Genomic DNA, 18,385 nt, shown 5'->3' with positions numbered 1-18,385 from the left:
GTGCGTTCGCCACTCTCAGCCCGGCTTGCCCGTCTGCGCCTGCGCCGCCGCGCGCAATTTGTCCTTCTTGCTCGGCCGCTTGCCCTTGATGCCGCCGTTGTCGTCGGCTGCACGCACCGCTGCGGCGGGCGCATCGCCGGCAGGCGCCTCGGCCGGGGTCGGCTCGAAGCCTTCGATCACGCTGGTGGGCACGCGCAGGCCCTGGCGTTTTTCGATCAATCGCCACTGCTGCGCACTGTCGGCAGTGACGAAGCTGATCGCCACGCCGCTGGCACCGGCGCGTGCGGTGCGGCCGATACGATGGGTGTAGTCGACGGTGGAGCGGGGCAGGTCGTAGTTGAGCACGGCCGGCAAGGCGTCGATGTCGATGCCGCGCCCGGCCAGATCGGTGGCCACCAGCACCTGTACTTCTGCCTGTTTGAAGGCGCGTAGCGTGCGTTCGCGGCGGCCCTGGCTCAATTCGCCATGCAGCGGCAACGCCACGATGCCGGTCTTGCTCAGTTTTTCGGCCACCTTGTCTGCGGTGTGGCGGCTGGCGACGAACACCAGCAGCTGCGGCCAGGCGTGTTCCTGCAGCAGATGACGCAGTAGCTGCGTGCGCTGGCCGGCATCTACCGCGATCGCGCATTGCGTGATCGCCGGTGCCTGTTCGGGCGTGGCTTCGATGGTGATGCGCAACGGGTCGCGCAGGCGCCGCTTGGCCAGCGATGCGATGGCGGGCGGAAAGGTGGCTGAGAACAGCACGGTCTGACGCTGCGCTGGCAGCAAGGCCAGGATGCGATCGAGTTCGGCACCGAAGCCCAGCTCGAGCAGGCGGTCGGCCTCGTCGAGCACCAGCGTGGCCACCTCGCTCAGGCGCAGCGCGTTGTGCTCGACCAGATCCAGCAGCCGGCCGGGCGTGGCCACCACGATGTCGGCGCCACCACGCAACGCCAGCAGCTGTGGATTGATCGAACTGCCGCCGGTGGCGACCACGCTCTTCAGGCGACGCGGCAGATGCGCGGCCAGCTGGCGCAGCGTGTCGTCCACCTGCGCGGCGAGTTCGCGCGTGGGCACCAGCACCAGCGCGCCGAGCACGCGCGGGGCGGTGTCGGGGGCCAGGCAGCGCTGCTGCAGCAGCGGCAGCGCGTAGGCCAGGGTCTTGCCCGAGCCGGTCTGCGCCATCGCAATCAGATCGCGCCCAGCCAGCATCGGCGGGATCGCTTGCTGCTGGATCGGCGTGGGCGTGTGGTGACCGGCGCGGGTCAGCGCGGTGTCGAAGAACGGCTGCCGCGAGAGATGGGTAAATGACATGTGGTCATTATCCGCGTATTGCTGGTGACGCGCTGCGTTGCTGCGGTGAACCGTGCAACCCTGTGTCATGCCGTCGACTCCGTTGAGATTCACTGCAAGGGTTGCCGAGGCTGAACTACCAACAGACTGGACCGAGTACGGACCACTGCATCCCCCGGCATCTCTTGGCCGCTTTACCCTTTACTCGCGATGGGAAATGTTGGATCCCGTCTTTCTGCACATTGCTTCTGCGATCATGAGAGGCTTTCGGTGCGAAAAGGACGACGTTCCTGCGCAGGAGTAATTAGCTATGATTTTCGGGCCTAGCCAGGGTCACTGATGGTTCGCAATGAAACACATGAATTCACGCGTACCCAGCATCGCACCTAGCCTCCAGATATATTGAGGATCTACTGATGATTGTGGAGTTACGCGTGTCGGACGGCATGGCGCAATGCAAGCTCAGAAGTGCCGGAAGGCCGCTCAGGTGACCAGAGCGTGCGCGCCCCATGCATGCCTTCATGCAGTAGATGACCCTGTTCTCGAACCACTGAGGTGTATCTGATGAAGACAAATTCGATTGGCAGTACTCATTCCGTTCACTCAGCCGATTCCAGTGATGAGGCATCAGGGCCGAGCAGCTGGCACCCTGAAGTGCCTGAATTGACGTCGCAAGAGCGCGTGAATCCGTGGTTTCAAGCTCTGTCGCTTTCACCGCCGAGAGCCCATACCTGGGAGCCATCCAAAAAACCGGAACGCCGGCTTGCGTTCTCACTCAGTACCAATGAAGCGGCCAGTAGCAGCACGGCGTCGAAGTCTTCTGTCAATAAAGAAATGAAGATCGAGGATAGTGCCCGTAAAATCGCGCAGCGTCAGTTTGAGCTGCATAAGGGAGCGCCGATTCCTGAGGAGACCATAAAACAGTTTAAGAAAGGCCATTATTCCTCAGAAGACTTAAGGAACCTCTGAACAACTCTTGGCGTTGCGAGCGAACTTGGGATTTCGCTTGATCACGACAATCTCCGTTGCTGAAAATCAATCACTTACGCGTGATGGCTCCAACCTCAGGCGTCGATCAGAAGTCTATCGAGGAGTTGTTCAGAGCTTCCTTAAGCGAAAAGGATGGAAAAAAGGAGGGCGCACTTGTCTTGCAATTTTACGCTGATTTTGCACGCGACGCCCGATCTGGAGAATATGTCCACAAAAAATTTCAGCCGGATGCAAAAATCCTTGAAGAGCGTTTATTTGAACTGGGAAGGTCGGAGAAGCACAAAGGCGAAGCCCCTGGATACGAGTTCTGGAGGGCATGAAAGCAAGGCGCGATTTGTTTGCTTATGCTAAAAAATCCCGCGAAAGCGGGATTTCTTGGCTGGAGCCCTGGCTGCGGGTGGCTGCTTTGAGGCGGTTTTCGAGGGGCGCCCTCAGTTTGATTACCGGTTTTCTTTGGCCCTATAAATCCGCTGAGCACGTTCTGCATGCTGATGAGCGATGGCGTAAAGCAGTTTCATGCAGTCCAACTGCGCTGTCGGTATGAGCGATATGCATGCATTACGTGCTGATGGGGTAGATGGTGCATCACCATTGTCTGGAGCTGACGTACAAACGCTGCATGCCTTGCAGTTTGCTGCACTGCCCGTACATCAGGCAGCGCGGTGGCGCCCCCTAGCGCCATCGCCAGAGTGATTAGCTGGCCAACGCCAGATCGTCCAGCAACGCGCGCAGGAAGCGTGCTGCCTCTCCGCCGGTGGCGGCGCGGTGATCGAAGGTCAGCGACAGCGGCATCACCTTGTGGGTTTCCACGCCGCCCATCACCGGGGTGAGCTGGTAGCGGGCACGGCCGGCCGCCACGATCGCCACGCACGGCGGCACCACCACCGGCGTGGCGTAGCGGCCGGCGAACATGCCGAAGTTGGACAGCGAGATGGTGTAGCCGCTCAGTTCGGACGCGGCGATGCTGCGGCTTTCCACCTGCTGGCGCAGCCGGTTGACGCCTTCGCGGATGCCGTGCGCATCCAGCATGTCGGCATTGCGCAGCGCGGGCACGAACAGGCCTTCTTCGGTATCAACCGCAATGCCGATATCCACCTGGGTGTGCAGGGTGCGGCTGAGTGCCTCGCCGTCGAACCAGGCATTGAGCGCGGGCACCGCCTGGCACGCCCGCACGATGCCGCGCACCAGCCGCACGGTGACATCGTTGCCGGGCTGCCAGGCGTGGATGTCGGCATCGTCGTTGAGCGTGGTCGGCACCACCTTGCTGTGCGCATCGGCCATGACCCGCGCCATGTTGCGGCGCACGCCCTTGAGTTGCTCGGGTTGGCCCTTGACGCTGGTGCCGGGCGATTGGGTGCGCATCGGCTTGCCGCTGGCCGAGAGTGTGGAGCGCGCGTTGCCCTCATCCGCCCTGCGGGCACCTTCTCCCGCAGGCGGAAGAAGGGAGCGGGCGTCGCTGTCTTGCCGGTGCCCGCTGACCGGAGCGGTCGGCGCGCCAGGCGCGGGCCGCGCGGTGCCTGCGGCTGCGGCCTGTTTCACGTCTGCCAGTGTCACCGTGCCGTCCGCGCCGGTGGCACGCACCTGTGCCAGGTCCACGCGCAGCTTGCGCGCGAGCGCGCGCACGGCCGGCATGGCGCGCACGCCGCCCACGGCGATTGCCTGTTCGCTCTGCACGGCGTTGGAGCTCTGCATGGCGCCGACCACGGTGCCGGCGTCATCGCGTTCGCTGCTGCCGTCGCTATCGTCAGCAGCGGAGTCTGCATCGGCAATCTCGCCGCCGTTGTCGGAGGCGACCACGCGCGCAGTCGGGCCGGCCGCGCTGTCGCCGGTGCTGGGCGTGGGTGCGGGGCCGTGCGCATGACCGGTGTCCAGCCCATCGGCGCGCTGCGGCTGCGAGGCGTCCAGCGCGAACTGCGCCAGCATCGCACCGGTGACGATGATGTCGCCGGCGGCACCGGCGAGCTTGGTCACGGTGCCGGAAAACGGCGAGGGCACCTCGACCACCGCCTTGGCCGTCTCCATCGAGACCAGCGGATCGTCCAGGCGCACGCTGTCGCCTTCCTTGACGAACCATTCGACGATGGTGGCGTCGGGCAGGCCTTCGCCCAGGTCGGGCAGGTGGAAATTCCTGGTTTCGCTCATGGCAGGTTCTCTTGCGCCGCAGGCAGCGGCGGCGTGGTGTCGTCGAGGAGTTCGAGGTCGGCGGCCGGCAGCCAGCCCTGCATGCCATCGGCACGCTCGGACCACCACCAACCGCCATGTTCGTAATGCAGCAGCACGTCCTCGCCCTGGTGGGCGTCGAGTTCGCGTGCGTCGTAGTCGCGCAGGGCTTCGGCCTGGCCGTCGCCCAGCGGGCGCAGCCAGGCCACCGGGGCCCAGCCGGCATGGCCGTCGCCGGTGTTGACCCAGGCGAAGGCCGGCCATTCCTCATCGCGCACGCCGATGGTCACCTGCTGGCCGGCACGGAAGCGGATCGGGTTGGCGTACGCGGCGCGGTAATCGCAGAGCAGACGGGCGCGCATGTCAACCGGCGGCCACCGCGCGACGGGCGGCGGTGACGATGCGCTCCACGCTCGGCAGGTACTTCATTTCCAGCCGGAACAGCGGGATATGCGTGTCGTAGCCAGTGACGCGTTCGACCGGTGCAAGCAGGTCGTACATCGATTTTTCCGCCAGCTGCGCGGCGATCTCCGCGCCGAAGCCGGCGGTGCGCGGGGCTTCCTGCACGATCACGCAGCGGCCGGTCTTGGCCACCGATTCGGCGATGGTGTCGAAGTCCAGCGGGCGCAGCGTGGCCACGTCGATGACCTCGGCGCTGATGCCTTCGCCGGCGAGCTTGTCGGCCGCTTCCAGTGCTTCCTTGACCTGCGCGCCCCAGGTGACCAGGGTGACGTCGGTGCCGTCGCGCAGCACGAAGCACACGTCCAGCGGCAGCGCTTCGCCGTCGTTGGCGACCACTTCCTTGTACTGGCGATAGATGCGCTTGGGCTCCATGTAGATCACCGGATCCGGGTCGCGGATGGCGGCCAGCAACAGGCCATAGGCGCGCTGCGGCGAGGACGGCAACACCACGCGCAGGCCGGGCACGTTGGTGAAGATGGCCTCGTTGGCTTCGCTGTGATGTTCCGGCGCGCGGATGCCGCCGCCCCACGGCACGCGCAGCACCATCGGGCAATGCAGGCGGCCGCGGGTGCGGTTGCGCAGGCGTGCGGCGTGGCAGATCAGGTGATCGACCATGGGATACACGAAGCCGTCGAACTGCGCTTCGGCCACCGGCTTCATGCCCTGCGCGGCCAGGCCGACGCTCAGGCCGGCGATGGTGGTTTCATCCAGCGGCGTGTCCAGCACCCGCTCGCTGCCGAAGCGCTGCTGCAGGCCGGCGGTGGCGCGGAACACGCCACCGTTGACGCCGACATCCTCGCCCAGCACCAGCACCGCGGGGTCGTGTTCCAGCTCCCAGGCCAGCGCCTGGGTGATGGCTTCGATCAGGGTGATGGGCGAACTCATGGCGATCTCTGCGCGCGTGGCTGCGGCGTTGTAAGGGGCGCTGGCCTGCTGCTGTGTCGCAGCCAGGTGTGACTGGTTGAGCTCATCCATGACGGGCCTCCTGTGCCATCACCTCGGCGCGCTGGGCCAGCAACTCGGCCGGCGGGCCGCCGTAGAGGTAATCGAACATCGCTTCGACCGGCTGTACCGGTGTGTTGAGGTAGGCGTTGACCTCTTCGTCCACGCGCGCGCCGCATTCGGCCTTCCAGGCGGTTTCCTGCGCCTCGTCCCACAGGCCCTGCGCGGTGAGATAACGGCGCAGCCGCAGCAGCGGCTCGCGCGCCCAGCCCTGCTTGACCTCTTCTTCGCCGCGGTAGCGCCGCGCATCGTCGGCGGTGGTGTGATCGGACAGGCGGTAGGTCAGGAACTCGATCACCGTGCCGCCGTCGCCGGCCAGTGCACGCGCACGCGCCTGGCGCATCGCCTCGAGCACCGCGATCAGGTCGTTGCCGTCCACCTGCAGGCAATGCAGGCCGCCGGCCAGGCCCTTCTGCGCCAGCGTCTGCGCGCCGGTCTGCGCCGAGCGCGGCACCGAGATCGCCCAGCCGTTGTTGATCACGCACAGGATCAGCGGCAGCTTATAGGCACCGGCCGAATTGAGCGCGGCATAGAAGTCGGTCTTGGAGCTGCCACCGTCGCCGCAGCAGGCCACCGCCACCTGCGGCTTGCCCCGCAGCTTGAACGACAGCGCCGAGCCGGCCGCGTGCAGGCACTGGGTGGAGATCGGCACGCAGATCGGGAAGTCGATCGCCGCATCGGCATCGCGCGGATAGTCGCTGCCGCGTTCGTCGCCGCCCCAGTACAGCAGCACGTCGCGCGGGCGCACGCCGCGTTCGAACATGGTGCCGTACTCGCGATAGCTGGGCGCGAACACATCGCCGCTGCGCATTGATGCGCCGATGCCCACATGGGTGGCTTCGTGGCCGAGGCAGGCCGCATAGGTGCCCAGCTTGCCGGTGCGCTGCAGCGCGACCGACTTGCTGTCGAAGGTGCGCACGAACAGCATGCGCTTGAACAGCGCGAGCAACTGTTGCGGATTGGCGGCGTCGGCCGGCAGGTCGTCGCGGACGATCTGGCCGTCCGCATCCATGTATTGCAGGTATTCGATCTCGAACTGCGCGGCTACGCTCATTGCGGCGACACCTTCACCAAGAAGTTTCAAATGATATGAGTTGCGATGTTAAGGACCACGCAGCAAAAAGCTGTCCTGCACCGCAGCACACAATGATGCTGGCTTGCACAAAAAAAAGGGCGCGGACCAGGCCGCGCCCTTTGTCGCAGTAGAGAACTGCGACGTGGTGCACTGCGATCAGCGGCGGCCGGCGCCTCCACCGATCGGGGTGACGATCGGCGCCGCATTGTCGGCCGGGTTGGCATCGGGCGAGGTCGAGCTGGCGCTGGCCTGCACCCGCACCGCGCGTTCGGCCGGGATCGGCTTTGCCGCGACGGTCAGCTGGAACGCGGCCTGCGCGCCCGGCTGCACTGCGGCGGCGGTGCTGCACACGAAGATCGCGCTGCGCAGCGACTGCAGTTGCTTGGCACAGCGCCAGCCGCTGGGCGGCACCAGCAGCGACAGCGCCGACACCGTGTTGCCTTCGATCCGCACGCTGGCACCGGTGGCCGCTGCGTTGCCGCGGTTGTCCAGCAACACCCGGTAGGTGGCATTGAAGGCGGTAGTGGGCAGCGTGGCGGGGCCTTCCAGGCGCACTGCCAGATCGCTGCGCAGTGCCGGCTGCACGCTGACTGCGGCGGTGTCGGTGTTGTTGTCCGGCTGCGGGTCGGGCGTTTGCGAGGCGACCGAGGCGGCCAGGGTCAGCGTGCGCCCTGCCAGTTCCGCGCCAGCGTCGACCTGCACGGCAAAGCGCTGTGCGTTACCGGCTGCCAGCGAGGCGATGGTGCAGGTGACCACCGTCTGGGTCGCGGTTTCCGGCGCCTGACAGCTCCAGCCCGGTGCTGCGGTGACCCGCGGGCTGACCGCGGCATCGAAGGCCAGTGCCACCGCGGCAAACGCCGCGCTGTCGGGCCCACGGTTGTCCACATCCACTGTGAAGTCGATGCGCTCGCCTTCGGTGACCTGTGCGCGTGCCGCAGTGACCATCGCGCCCAGGTCGGCACGCAACGCGGGCGCCATGCGCAACAGCACCACGGTGGGGTCGTGGTCGGACAAGCGCGTGGGCGTATTGGCATCGTTGCGCGCGGTGCCGGGGAAGTCGGCATTGATACGTGCGTGGCCCACCGACAGCGAGGCGATGCCGGGTGCGCGCATCAGCGCCTCGTTGGCCAGGATGTGATCGAGCGACTGCACGTTGCCGTCGAAGGCGTACGAGTAGCTCTGGTCGGGCGTGTTGAACCAGGTCAGGTCGGTGTAGTCCGGGTTGACCAGGTCCGCGCCATCGCCGCTCACCACGGTCTGCGCATCCGGTGCCGGCCTGCCGGTGACGGTGCCCATCGCGTCCACATAGCCGTCGTTGAACTCGAAGGCGTTGAAGTCGCCCATCACCAGCACGTTTTCGTCAGGGTTCAATTGCTGACGCGTCTGCAGCAGGCGCGCCAGATACTCGGCCTGGGCCTGGCGTTTGGCGCGGATGCGGGTGCCGGCGGCATCGTCGGTCTCGGCGCCGTTGAGCGAGCGCTGATGCACCACGATGGCGGTCAGCGGCAGCACGCGGCCATCGGCCTGGTGCACCCTGGCGCTGAGTACCAGCGGCGGGCGATCGTTGAGCAGGCTCACCGCGCCGCCCGGTTCGGTCCAGGTGGTGGTCTTGCCTTCCTGGGCGATGGACACCACGTCCACGCGCGGCACGCCGGCCGACACCGCACCGGTCTTGACCAGGAAGCCCACATCGATGCCGCCGACGTCGTTGCCTTCCTGCAGGTAGGCAACGTACTGCGGATCGGGCTGGCCGGCGGCGATGGCATCGGCGTTGATGCGCGCAGCCAGGGTCTGCAGCACGCTGATGTTTTCCACCTCCACCGTGCCCAGGATGTCGGGCGTGTGCAGGTAGTTGCGGATCGCCAGCGAGGCCTTGTTGAGGCGGGCCTGGAACGCGGCCGGAGTGAGCACCGGTTCGCCGATCGCCGGGTCGTTCTGGTCGTCGAAGAAGCGCTCCATGTTGTAGGTCGCCACGGCCACGTCGTCGGCCTGCGGCAGCGGCGCCGGGCGCGGTTGGTCGGCACCGTTGCAGTTCACCTGCGGGGTGCGTTCCGGATACAGCGTGTAGCGGCGGAAGCTGTAATCCAGCGGGCCGGTGACATCCAGCACGACGCAGCCGGAGGCCAGATCCAGCCGTTCGGCGCCCACGCCGGCACTGCCGACGGCGATCACTTCCGGGTTGGTGTTCCAGCGCGGCACGCCGGCAGGCGAGCCGGCCGGCAGCGGGTCGGGCAACTGCACGCCGGGCTCGCGAAAGGCGCGCGGCAGGCCGGTGACCACCGCATGGAACACGCCATTGCTGGTGGCGCTGGCGTTGGTCTCGTTGACGCTGCCGCCGGTGGGCGCATTGACGGTGAGGCTGGCGGCGGTGACACGCATGCCTTCCAGCGCTTCGAGCTGATCAAAGGCGCCGTTCGGGTTGGGGAAGTTCGCGCTCAACGCCACCGGCATCGGCAACGGGTTGCCGGTGGAATCGGACAGCACGGTCAGGCTGCCGCCGATCTCGGTCAGCGGCGGCTGGGTCGGGTCGGCGGTGGGCACGTACTCGAGCACCGTGCCCTGCACGCGTACCCGGTTGCCGATGGCGGCCGCATCCGGCGGTGCGCTGCCGGTGTAGACGTAGACGCCTTCGGAGGTGGCCGGATCGCCATCGGTTTCGGCATCCGCTGCCTGCAGGAAGAAGCCGGCGCTGCGACGGGCAGTGACGATGCCCGAGGTGGCGACCACCTGGCCTTCCAGCGGCGAGCGTGCGCCCTTGCCCTGGATGGCGTGGATCGGCAGCAGGCTGAAGTCGTCGTTGAGGATGGTGCCGGTGGCGCTCAGCGTCGCCGGCAACGCACCGGCGAGGCCGCTGATCTGCAGCGCGAAGGTCTCGTCGGGTTCGGGCGTGGTGTCGCCCAGCACCTCCACGGTGATGCTGGCGCTGCGCTCGCCGGCGGCGATCCGGACGCTGGAGGCGGGCAGGGCGACATAGTCGCTGCCGGCCGTGGCGGTGCCATCGGCGGTGGCGGCGGTGAAGCTCACCCCGCCCGCACCGGCCGGCTGGCTCAGGCTCAGCGTGAACACGAAGCTGCGGCTGCCGCTGTTGCCTTCGGCCTGGCTGACATCGGCCAGCGTGGCGATCGGCTGGCCGCCGCCGCTGCACAGCCGTGCGGGGCTGGCGGCGTTGCGCGGGGCCGGCGCGCCGGTGGCGAAATCGGCCGCGTTGTTGTCGGTGTCGGTGCAGCCATCGCCGCCGCGCAGCACTGCCAGCGTATTGCTGGGCGCCGGCGTGGGCGCATTGCCTTCGGCGCAGCTGGCGGTGCTGCCATAGCCGACCAGATCGGCATTGCCGGTGGGGCAGGCGCCGCTCAACGCGGAGGCGCTGTTGCTCAGCGCCACCTTGCCGGCAGTGCCGCTCATGGCCAGCGTACCGGTGGCGTCGGGCGTGGGCAGCGCAACGCTGCCGCCGCTGCCATCGGCCTGCTTGACCAGGTAATAGCCGCCGGCCGGCACGCTGCCCGCCAATGGGGTGACCTGCCAGCTGCTGCCGGCGGCCGAGGCGTATTGCACCGACCAGCCGTCCAGGCTGACCGTGGTGCTGCCGATGTTGTGCAGCTCGACGAAATCGCTGCGGAAGGTGGCACCGCTGTTGCCGCCACCGCCGTAGACCTGGCTGATGACGACCTGGGCATTGGCGTGGCCGGCAACCGCCAGCGCACAGAGAAGTAAGGCTGCACGACGCTGCAACACATGCATGAGATGAGAGTCCCCTGATCCATGAGACGTGAAGCGCTCCCCTGGTCCGGCCACGTCCCTGGCCGGCAGCGCCGTTCGATTCTGCATGAATTTGCAGACCTTGGTTGACGATACGGTGACACCGGCGCAGCGGCTGCGCATGCGGGCGAACGCTGCAGCATTTTTCAGGTGTGAAGTAACGGCCGCGTACGCCATGGCATTGCCAGGCTGCCAAGTAGGCAGGCCACCCAGGCAAACCGGACGCTGCTACGGCAGCGCAACGCAGCGACATGCATCAAGACCGCGCGCTGCAACTCCTGCCTCCCGAATCCCGAATCCCCAATCCCCAATCCCCAATCCCCAATCCCCGCCACTAAGCTACCCTGACCGGCCCGATCCACCTGCACTGCCATGCCCGTCGACAAGAATCTGCGTGACCTGGAACCCGGCATCCATACCGATCTGGAGGGGCGGCTGACCTACGGCGGCTATCTGCGGCTGGACCAGTTGCTGTCCGCGCAGCAACCCTTGTCCGAGCCGGCGCATCACGACGAGATGCTGTTCATCATCCAGCACCAGACCTCCGAGCTGTGGCTGAAGTTGCTGGCGCACGAGCTGCGCGCGGCGATGGTGCACCTGCAGAACGACCAGGTCTGGCAATGCCGCAAGGTGCTGGCGCGCAGCAAGCAGGTGCTGCGCCAGCTCACCGAACAGTGGTCGGTGCTGGAAACGCTGACCCCCAGCGAGTACATGGGATTCCGCGACGTGCTCGGGCCTTCATCGGGATTTCAGTCGCTGCAATACCGCTATATCGAGTTCCTGCTCGGCAACAAGAACCCGCAGATGCTGCAGGTGTTCGCGTACGACCCGCAGGGGCAGGCGCGGCTGCGCGAGGTGCTGGAAGCGCCCAGCCTGTACGAGGAGTTCCTGCGCTACCTGGCGCGCTTCGGGCATGCGATTCCGCCGCAATACCAGGCGCGCGACTGGACCTGCGCGCATGTGGCCGACGACAGCCTGCGCCCGGTGTTCGAGCGCATCTACGAAAACACCGACCGCTACTGGCGCGAGTACTCGCTATGCGAGGACCTGGTGGATGTGGAAACCCAATTCCAGCTGTGGCGCTTCCGCCACATGCGCACGGTCATGCGGGTGATCGGCTTCAAGCGCGGCACCGGCGGCTCCAGCGGCGTCGGCTTTCTGCAACAGGCACTGGCACTGACGTTTTTCCCGGAACTGTTCGACGTGCGCACCTCGGTGGGTGTGGAAAATCGTTCATTCCAGGGCACTGCTGGTACGGCGGATAGCTGAGCAACGCAACGAAGCTGGGCCGGACTGGCTGGGGCAGGTAGCTGGGTCAGGCGAAATCAGCAAAGACAAGAAATCAGCAACGCAAGAAGCAGGCACTGCAAGGAGCGAATTCCGCAGGGAGCTGCAGCGCACCCGCGTAGCCGTGCGCTCAAGCCCCTCTCCCGGCGGGAGAGGGGTTGGGGTGAGGGTACGGGCGTTATTCCAGAAATCAGCTAGTTGCTAACGGGACATCTCCGCAAGCGGCACTCATCCGCGAAATCGCACCCTCATCCGCCCTTCTGGCACCTTCTCCCAAGGGGAGAAGGGAGGCGGTGCAGAGGTTCTTCCCACCCACCGCCATCAGGTCGCCGACTCCGGCGAATTTGACGCGTACATGACGTCTAAGTGATCCTCGCGCGTCGCCCGGGGCTCGCCCCGGTGCACCCAGCCATCACTGAATACGCAAGGGACCTCTATGAGCGTTGACGCGACCGCGCCGACATCCGCCTCCAAACCGCCGCAACCGCCGGCGCCTCCCGAGTTTCCCACGTTGCTCGGCCACCCGCGGCCGCTATGGTTGCTGTTCATGACCGAATTCTGGGAACGCTTCGCGTTCTACGGCATTCGCTGGGCGCTGGTGCTGTACATCGTGGCGCAGTTCTTCAATGGTGATGCCACCGGCCAGGCGCCGGCCGGACGCACCTACGGCGCCTATCTGGCGCTGGTGTACGCGGCGGCGATCTTCGGCGGCTACGTGGCCGACCGCGTGCTCGGTTACCAGCGCTCCATCCTGGTTGGCGCAGCGGTGATGGCGACCGGCCTGTTCCTGATCGCCATTCCCGACCACACCATGTTCGAGATCGGCCTGGCCACCGTGGTGGTGGGCAACGGGCTGTTCAAGCCGAACATCTCCACCATGGTCGGCAAGCTGTATTCGGTGGCCGATCCGCGCCGCGACAGCGGCTTCACCATCTTCTACATGGGTATCAACCTGGGCGCGATGATCTCGCCGGTGCTGACCCAGCTGCTGGCCGAAAAGGTGTTCGGCACCGACGCCATGCCGTCCTACAAGATGGTGTTCATGGCGTCCGGCGCGGGCATGCTGATCAGCCTGGTATGGTTCTGGATCGGCCGCGCGCAGCTCAAGGGCATCGGCGCCCCGGCGCCGAACGCGCAGGGCATCGGCCGCGTGCTGATGGTGCTGGGCGGCTGCGTGCTGGCGATTCCGGTGGTGTACTTCCTGCTCGCCGTGGGTGCGGACGTGCTGCAGATCGTGCTGACCGTGCTGTTCGTCGGCCTGTCGGTGATGTTGCTGGTCGAAGGCATCCGCGAAGGCAAGGTGCAGCGCGACAAGGTGATCGCGATGCTGATCATCTTCGCCTTCAACGTGCTGTTCTGGATGTTCTTCGAACAGGCCGGCAGCTCGTTCACCTTCCTGGCCGACAATATCGTCAACCGCAATTTTGGCGATTGGACCTTCCCGACTGCGTGGTTCCAGTCGGTGAATTCCATCGCCATCATCGCGCTGGCACCGATCATCGCCTGGATCTGGGTCAAGTCCGGCCGCTTCAACCCGTCGATTCCGCGCAAGTTCGGCCTGGGCCTGCTGTTCAACGGCCTGGCGTTCCTGCTGCTGATGTTTGCACTGTCGAGCCTGGTCAACGATGCTGGCAAGGTGCCGTTCTGGACCTTGTTCATGGTGTACGTGATCCAGTCGGTGGGTGAGTTGTGCCTGTCGCCGATCGGCCTGTCGATGGTGACCAAGCTGGCGCCAGTGCGCCTGGTCGGTTTCGGAATGGGCGGCTGGTTTTTGTCCACCGGCATCGGCAACAACCTGTCGGGCATTTTCGCCGGGCATGTCAGCGGAAGCGAAGGGATGAGCGTGTCCTCGGCCCTGAGCGGGTATACATTCGGATTTTGGGCGCTCTTGGGCGCTGGCGCGGTGTTGTTCCTGATCGCGCCGTTGATCAACAAATTGATGCATGGTGTGAAGTGAGGAGAACAGCGATGCCGATCAAACCCACTGTCTGTGGCCTGCTGCTGGCAGGTCTGTTGAGCGCCTGCGGGCAGCCCACCGAGCAACAGGAGGCGCCACGGCCGCTGGATACCTCGATGCAGAAGCCGCCCAGCGCCGATCCCAGCCAGCCGGTGTCCTCGGGCAATACGCCCACCGCGGCGGATATCGCCGCGGCGGCGGCGCTCAATGCGCAGTACGACCCCTCGCGCGATCCGGCCGCCGATCTGGAGACCGCCAAGGTCGAGGCCAAGCGCGGCGGCAAGCGCATCGTGCTCAATGTCGGCAATGCGGCCTGCGAGCCCTGCAAGGCGCTGGACGAGCTGATGGGTGGCGATGCGGAGCTGCGCAGCTTCCGCGATGCGCACTTCGTGGTGGTCAAGGTCAACCGCGATGCCGCCAACGAAAACGCCGCGTTCCTGTCGCAGTTCGCCCAGCTCAACGACTATCCGTCGCTGCTGGTGCTGGACAACGACGGCAAGCTGCTGACCACCCAGACCGGCCCGGACCTGCGCAAGGGCGAGCGCTTCGACCGCAGGAAGCTGTTCGACTTTCTCAAGCAGTGGGCGCCGCCGCAGGCCTGATCCGTCGTTGCCGTGGCATGCAAAACCCCCGCACTGCAGGGGTTTTCTGTATCAGTCCTTGCCGGCCATGCGCGGCAGCCCGTCCTTGGCCAGCCGGTCGATCAGCTTTTCCAGGATCTGCTGCTCCTCGGCACTGAATACCGACATCAGCCGCTGTTCCATCTCGTTGACCAGCGGGGCGACGGTCTCGTAGACCTGGCGCCCGGCCGGCGACAGCGCCAGCATCGAGCGGCGGCGGTCGTCCCCATGGGTCTCGCGGCGGATGAAGCCGCGCTCCAGCAGGCGTGCCACGGCGCGGCTGACGGCAACTTTATCCATCGCTGTGCGGTCGGAGACCTCGCTGGCCGAAGAACCCGGGTACAGCGCCAGAATCGTGATCACCCGCCACTCGGGAATCGCCATGCCGTAACGATCACCGTATACCTTGGCGATGTTGCTGCTGATGCGGTTGGACAGCACGCTCAGGCGATACGGCAGGAACTGCTCGAGGTTGAGCAGCACAGGATGTGGCGGCGGGGAGGGGGCGTCGAGATCGCTCATGTTGCGCTGTGTCTTGATTTTGGTTTCATTTGCAACTACAAACCTTGGGTGGCCTGCGCATTCTCGCGGGTCTTCTGCCACCCCGCATAGCCCTGCGGACGGCCTAGCGTGGAGAAACGACGATGAGCGCACAACCGAGCAGCACCGCAACCCGCCCGAATCTGGGCATGCAGGTCACCACCTTCGACAACCCGATGGGGATCGACGGGTTCGAATTCGTCGAATTCGCCGCGCCCGCCGACCAGGCGGCGCAGCTGCACGACTATTTCCGCAGGATGGGCTTCAGCGCGGTGCTGCGCCACCGCAGCCGTGCCATTACCGTCTATCGCCAGGGCGGGGTCAACTTCCTGCTCAACGAAGAGCCCGATTCGTTCGCCGCCGATTTCGCCGCCGCGCACGGCCCGAGCGCCTGCGGCTTTGCCATCCGCTTCCGCACCCCGGCCGAGACCGTGCTGCAGACCGTGTTGGGCAATGGCGGCGAAGCGGTGCAGGACAAGGCCGATACGCGTGCCGTGCCGGCCCCGGTGGTCAAGGGCATCGGCGACTGCATGCTCTACCTGGTGGACCGCTACGGCGATGCGGGCAGCATCTACGACGCCGATTTCGAGCCGATCGACGGCGCCGACCAGCACCCGGCCGGCTTCGGGCTGACCTTCATCGACCACCTGACCCACAACCTGTACTTCGGCAACATGCAGCGCTGGTCGGACTATTACGAGCGTCTGTTCAACTTCCGCGAGATCCGCTATTTCGACATCAAGGGCGCCAAGACCGGCCTGGTGTCCAAGGCGATGACCGCCCCGGACGGCATCGTGCGCATTCCGCTCAACGAATCCTCCGACCCCAAGAGCCAGATCAACGAGTATCTGGACGCCTACCACGGCGAAGGCATCCAGCACATCGCCTGCTTCACCGACGACATCTACAGCTCGGTGGAAAAGATGCGCGAGGCCGGCGTGACGTTCCTGGACACGCCGGACACCTATTTCGACGTGGTGGACCTGCGCATCCCCGATCACGGCGAGGATGTCGAACGCCTGCGCCGCAACAAGATCCTGATCGATGCCGACGTGGACACCAAGCAGCGCAAGCTGCTGCAGATCTTCACCCAGAACTGCATCGGCCCGATCTTTTTCGAGATCATCCAGCGCAAGGGGAATGAAGGTTTTGGCGAAGGCAATTTCCAGGCGCTGTTCGAAAGCATCGAGCGCGACCAGATGAAGCGCGGGGTGCTTTGAGGGCGGGATTGGGGAGTCGCTGTTCGGGATTTGTTGAAGGCAATACGTTCAAACGCCACATCATCAGGATGCGGTTGTCTGACAAGACACACCAGTAAGAACTCACGCAATTAAAGCCCTCTCCCGACGGGAGAGGGGTTGGGGTGGGGGTACGGTGGAGTGATGAGAATCAAACCGCCATTACCCACCGTCGCGCTCACCAACGCGCGTGCGTTACGGACAGGGATGACAGAAGCAGAGCGCGCACTTTGGCGCTGTCTGCGCGGCAGTCAGCTACAAGGTTTCAAGTTCAGGCGTCAGCATCCGATTCCGCCTTACATCGCAGATTTTTGTTGTATTGATGCGGCGTTGATTGTTGAACTGGATGGCTCGCAGCATCAGACATCCAGCGATCAGGCAAGAACACGGTGGCTGCAATTGAGGGGTGGGAGAGTGCTGCGGTTCTGGAACAACGCTGTGTTGCTTTCGCTGGATGCGGTGGTCGAGATGATCGTCGAGGTGGTCGCTACGCCGTACCCTCACCCCAACCCCTCTCCCGCGGGGAGAGGGGCTTAATCCGCCAGGCCTCAGCTCTTCTTGGGTAGGAAAGGCCTGATTCAACTCAATCCCAACCTTCTGCATCCGGGAAGGGAGGGCCAAGATCCGGACGCATGCCATGCATCACAACCAGCACTACATGACCGGCTTCGGTAACGTGTTTGCGACCGAGGCGGTGGCCGATACCTTGCCGGTCGGGCAGAACTCGCCGCAGCGCGTGGCGCACGGGTTGTATGCCGAGCAGTTGTCCGGCACCGCGTTCACCGCGCCGCGCAGCGAGAATCGGCGCAGCTGGCTGTACCGGATCCGCCCGGCGGCCGTGCATGGCGCGTTCTCGTTGATCGCGCAGACGCAATTCCACAACGACTTCGGTCGCGTCCCGGTGCCGCCGGATCAACTGCGCTGGAGCCCATTGCCGCTGCCGTCCACGCCAACCGATTTCGTCGACGGTCTCTACACCATGGCCGGCAATGGCGGGCCGGAGGCGATGTCGGGTGTCGCCGTGCATCTGTATGCGGCCAACGCATCGATGCACGATCGCTTCTTCTACGATGCCGACGGCGAGTTGTTGCTGGTGCCGCAACTGGGCCGCCTGCGCATCCACAGCGAACTCGGTGTGCTGGAACTGGAGCCGCAGCAGATCGGGGTGATACCGCGCGGTGTGCGCTTCCGTGTCGAGCTGCCCGATGGCGAAGCGCGCGGCTATGTCTGCGAAAACTTCGGCGCATTGCTGCGGCTGCCCGACCTGGGGCCGATCGGCTCCAACGGGCTGGCCAATGCGCGCGATTTCGAAACGCCGCATGCGGCCTTCGAACAGCGCGACGGTGCGTTCGAGCTGGTGGCCAAATTCCAGGGCCATCTGTGGCGTGCGGACATCGGCCACTCGCCGCTGGACGTGGTGGCCTGGCATGGCAACTATGCGCCGTATCGCTACGATCTGCGCCGCTTCAACACCATCGGCTCGATCAGCTTCGATCATCCGGATCCGAGCATCTTCACCGTGCTGACCTCGCCCAGCGACACGCATGGCACGGCGAACATGGATTTTGCGATCTTCCCGCCGCGTTGGCTGGTGGCGCAGCACACCTTCCGCCCGCCGTGGTTCCATCGCAATGTGGCCAGCGAGTTCATGGGGTTGGTGCACGGGGTCTACGACGCCAAGGCCGACGGCTTCGCGCCGGGTGGGGCCTCGCTGCACAACTGCATGAGCGGGCATGGCCCGGATGCGGTGACCTTCGACAAGGCCTCGCACGCGGACCTGACGCGCCCGGATGTGATCGCCGACACCATGGCCTTCATGTTCGAAACGCGTGCGGTGCTGCGCCCCACCCAGCAGGCCTTGCAGGCCGCGCACCGGCAGGGCGACTACCAGCAGTGCTGGTCCGGATTGCGCGCGGCGTTTCAGGCGCCCGGCTCAGAGGGTGCGCAGTAACTCAGCAAGCTGGGCGAATGTGCTGATCAGGCGCTACGGCAGTCAGAGGTCGCAGGTGTCGGATTGAGGGTTCCA

The 18,385-nt window shown here is 65.5% G+C and carries 15 protein-coding genes; 8 read left to right on the top strand and 7 right to left on the bottom strand.

The genetic code is table 11. The features are described from left to right. Positions 1-15 precede the first annotated feature (15 nt). Entirely contained in the window at positions 16-1,293 is a 1,278-nt protein-coding gene (locus XarbCFBP7408_RS15450) for a DEAD/DEAH box helicase (RefSeq protein WP_104563707.1), read from the bottom strand. A 534-nt stretch (positions 1,294-1,827) separates the two neighbouring features. Here XarbCFBP7408_RS15450 and XarbCFBP7408_RS22425 point away from each other — a divergent pair. Together XarbCFBP7408_RS22425 and XarbCFBP7408_RS22810 are read left to right on the top strand one after the other, a co-directional pair. Further along, positions 1,828-2,241 carry a hypothetical protein gene (locus tag XarbCFBP7408_RS22425; protein ID WP_146093774.1) on the top strand — a complete coding sequence of 138 codons (414 nt, stop codon included), beginning with the start codon at positions 1,828-1,830 and terminating at the stop codon, positions 2,239-2,241. A gap of 56 nt (positions 2,242-2,297) precedes the next feature. Continuing rightward, positions 2,298-2,582 carry a hypothetical protein gene (locus XarbCFBP7408_RS22810; protein WP_181123307.1) on the top strand — a complete coding sequence of 95 codons (285 nt, stop codon included), beginning with the start codon at positions 2,298-2,300 and terminating at the stop codon, positions 2,580-2,582. 373 nt (positions 2,583-2,955) lie between these two features. Here the strand turns inward: XarbCFBP7408_RS22810 and XarbCFBP7408_RS15440 are convergent, their stop codons facing one another. The 5 genes from XarbCFBP7408_RS15440 to XarbCFBP7408_RS15420 all read right to left on the bottom strand — a co-directional run bounded on the left by XarbCFBP7408_RS15440 (position 2,956) and on the right by XarbCFBP7408_RS15420 (position 10,699). Then, entirely contained in the window at positions 2,956-4,404 is a 1,449-nt protein-coding gene (locus XarbCFBP7408_RS15440; RefSeq protein WP_104563705.1) for a dihydrolipoamide acetyltransferase family protein, read from the bottom strand. Next, the gene (locus XarbCFBP7408_RS15435) at positions 4,401-4,784 is read right to left on the bottom strand and encodes an SH3 domain-containing protein (protein WP_016901649.1); all 384 of its coding nucleotides are present in this window, start codon (positions 4,782-4,784) and stop codon (positions 4,401-4,403) included. The genes XarbCFBP7408_RS15440 and XarbCFBP7408_RS15435 overlap by 4 nt, the downstream gene beginning before the upstream one ends. Before the next feature lies 1 nt (position 4,785). Next, a complete protein-coding gene (locus XarbCFBP7408_RS15430) occupies positions 4,786-5,859 on the bottom strand; it encodes an alpha-ketoacid dehydrogenase subunit beta (protein WP_181106959.1) in 1,074 nt (357 codons plus the stop codon). After that, positions 5,852-6,940, bottom strand: a complete 1,089-nt coding sequence (gene pdhA / locus XarbCFBP7408_RS15425) for a pyruvate dehydrogenase (acetyl-transferring) E1 component subunit alpha (protein WP_104563704.1) — start codon at positions 6,938-6,940, stop codon at positions 5,852-5,854. Before pdhA ends, XarbCFBP7408_RS15430 begins: the two co-directional genes overlap by 8 nt. A gap of 177 nt (positions 6,941-7,117) precedes the next feature. Next, a complete protein-coding gene (locus tag XarbCFBP7408_RS15420) occupies positions 7,118-10,699 on the bottom strand; it encodes a lamin tail domain-containing protein (RefSeq protein ID WP_104563703.1) in 3,582 nt (1,193 codons plus the stop codon). A gap of 390 nt (positions 10,700-11,089) precedes the next feature. On the opposite strand from XarbCFBP7408_RS15420, the gene XarbCFBP7408_RS15410 reads away from it, so the two are divergent. From XarbCFBP7408_RS15410 to XarbCFBP7408_RS15400, 3 genes are all read left to right on the top strand, one after another. Further along, positions 11,090-11,986, top strand: coding sequence for a tryptophan 2,3-dioxygenase (locus XarbCFBP7408_RS15410; protein ID WP_104563701.1), 897 nt, complete (start codon positions 11,090-11,092; stop codon positions 11,984-11,986). A 454-nt stretch (positions 11,987-12,440) separates the two neighbouring features. After that, the gene (locus XarbCFBP7408_RS15405) at positions 12,441-13,961 is read left to right on the top strand and encodes a peptide MFS transporter (protein ID WP_104563700.1); all 1,521 of its coding nucleotides are present in this window, start codon (positions 12,441-12,443) and stop codon (positions 13,959-13,961) included. Between the two features lie 11 nt (positions 13,962-13,972). Next, positions 13,973-14,563, top strand: coding sequence for a thioredoxin family protein (locus XarbCFBP7408_RS15400; protein ID WP_054592411.1), 591 nt, complete (start codon positions 13,973-13,975; stop codon positions 14,561-14,563). A 51-nt stretch (positions 14,564-14,614) separates the two neighbouring features. Here XarbCFBP7408_RS15400 and XarbCFBP7408_RS15395 read toward each other — a convergent pair whose 3' ends face one another. Next, positions 14,615-15,103 (bottom strand): MarR family winged helix-turn-helix transcriptional regulator, encoded by a 489-nt coding sequence (locus XarbCFBP7408_RS15395; protein WP_104563699.1) that lies wholly within the window; start codon positions 15,101-15,103, stop codon positions 14,615-14,617. Between the two features lie 122 nt (positions 15,104-15,225). Between XarbCFBP7408_RS15395 and hppD the strand changes: the two genes are divergently transcribed. The 3 genes from hppD (at position 15,226) to hmgA (ending at position 18,310) form a co-directional block, all read left to right on the top strand. Further along, on the top strand, positions 15,226-16,341 hold the full coding sequence (gene hppD / locus XarbCFBP7408_RS15390) for a 4-hydroxyphenylpyruvate dioxygenase (protein ID WP_181106961.1): 1,116 nt from the start codon (positions 15,226-15,228) through the stop codon (positions 16,339-16,341). Positions 16,342-16,503: 162 nt separating this feature from the next. After that, positions 16,504-16,896 (top strand): endonuclease domain-containing protein, encoded by a 393-nt coding sequence (locus XarbCFBP7408_RS15385; RefSeq protein WP_104563698.1) that lies wholly within the window; start codon positions 16,504-16,506, stop codon positions 16,894-16,896. Positions 16,897-16,996: 100 nt separating this feature from the next. Beyond that, positions 16,997-18,310, top strand: coding sequence for a homogentisate 1,2-dioxygenase (hmgA, locus tag XarbCFBP7408_RS15380; RefSeq protein WP_104563697.1), 1,314 nt, complete (start codon positions 16,997-16,999; stop codon positions 18,308-18,310). Positions 18,311-18,385: the final 75 nt, after the last annotated feature.

Origin of the sequence: Xanthomonas arboricola pv. guizotiae, from assembly GCF_002940205.1 — a bacterium.
GTDB lineage: Bacteria > Pseudomonadota > Gammaproteobacteria > Xanthomonadales > Xanthomonadaceae > Xanthomonas > Xanthomonas arboricola_C.
Note: the sequence above shows the minus strand (reverse complement) of the source record. Positions and strands in the feature narration are given on the sequence as shown.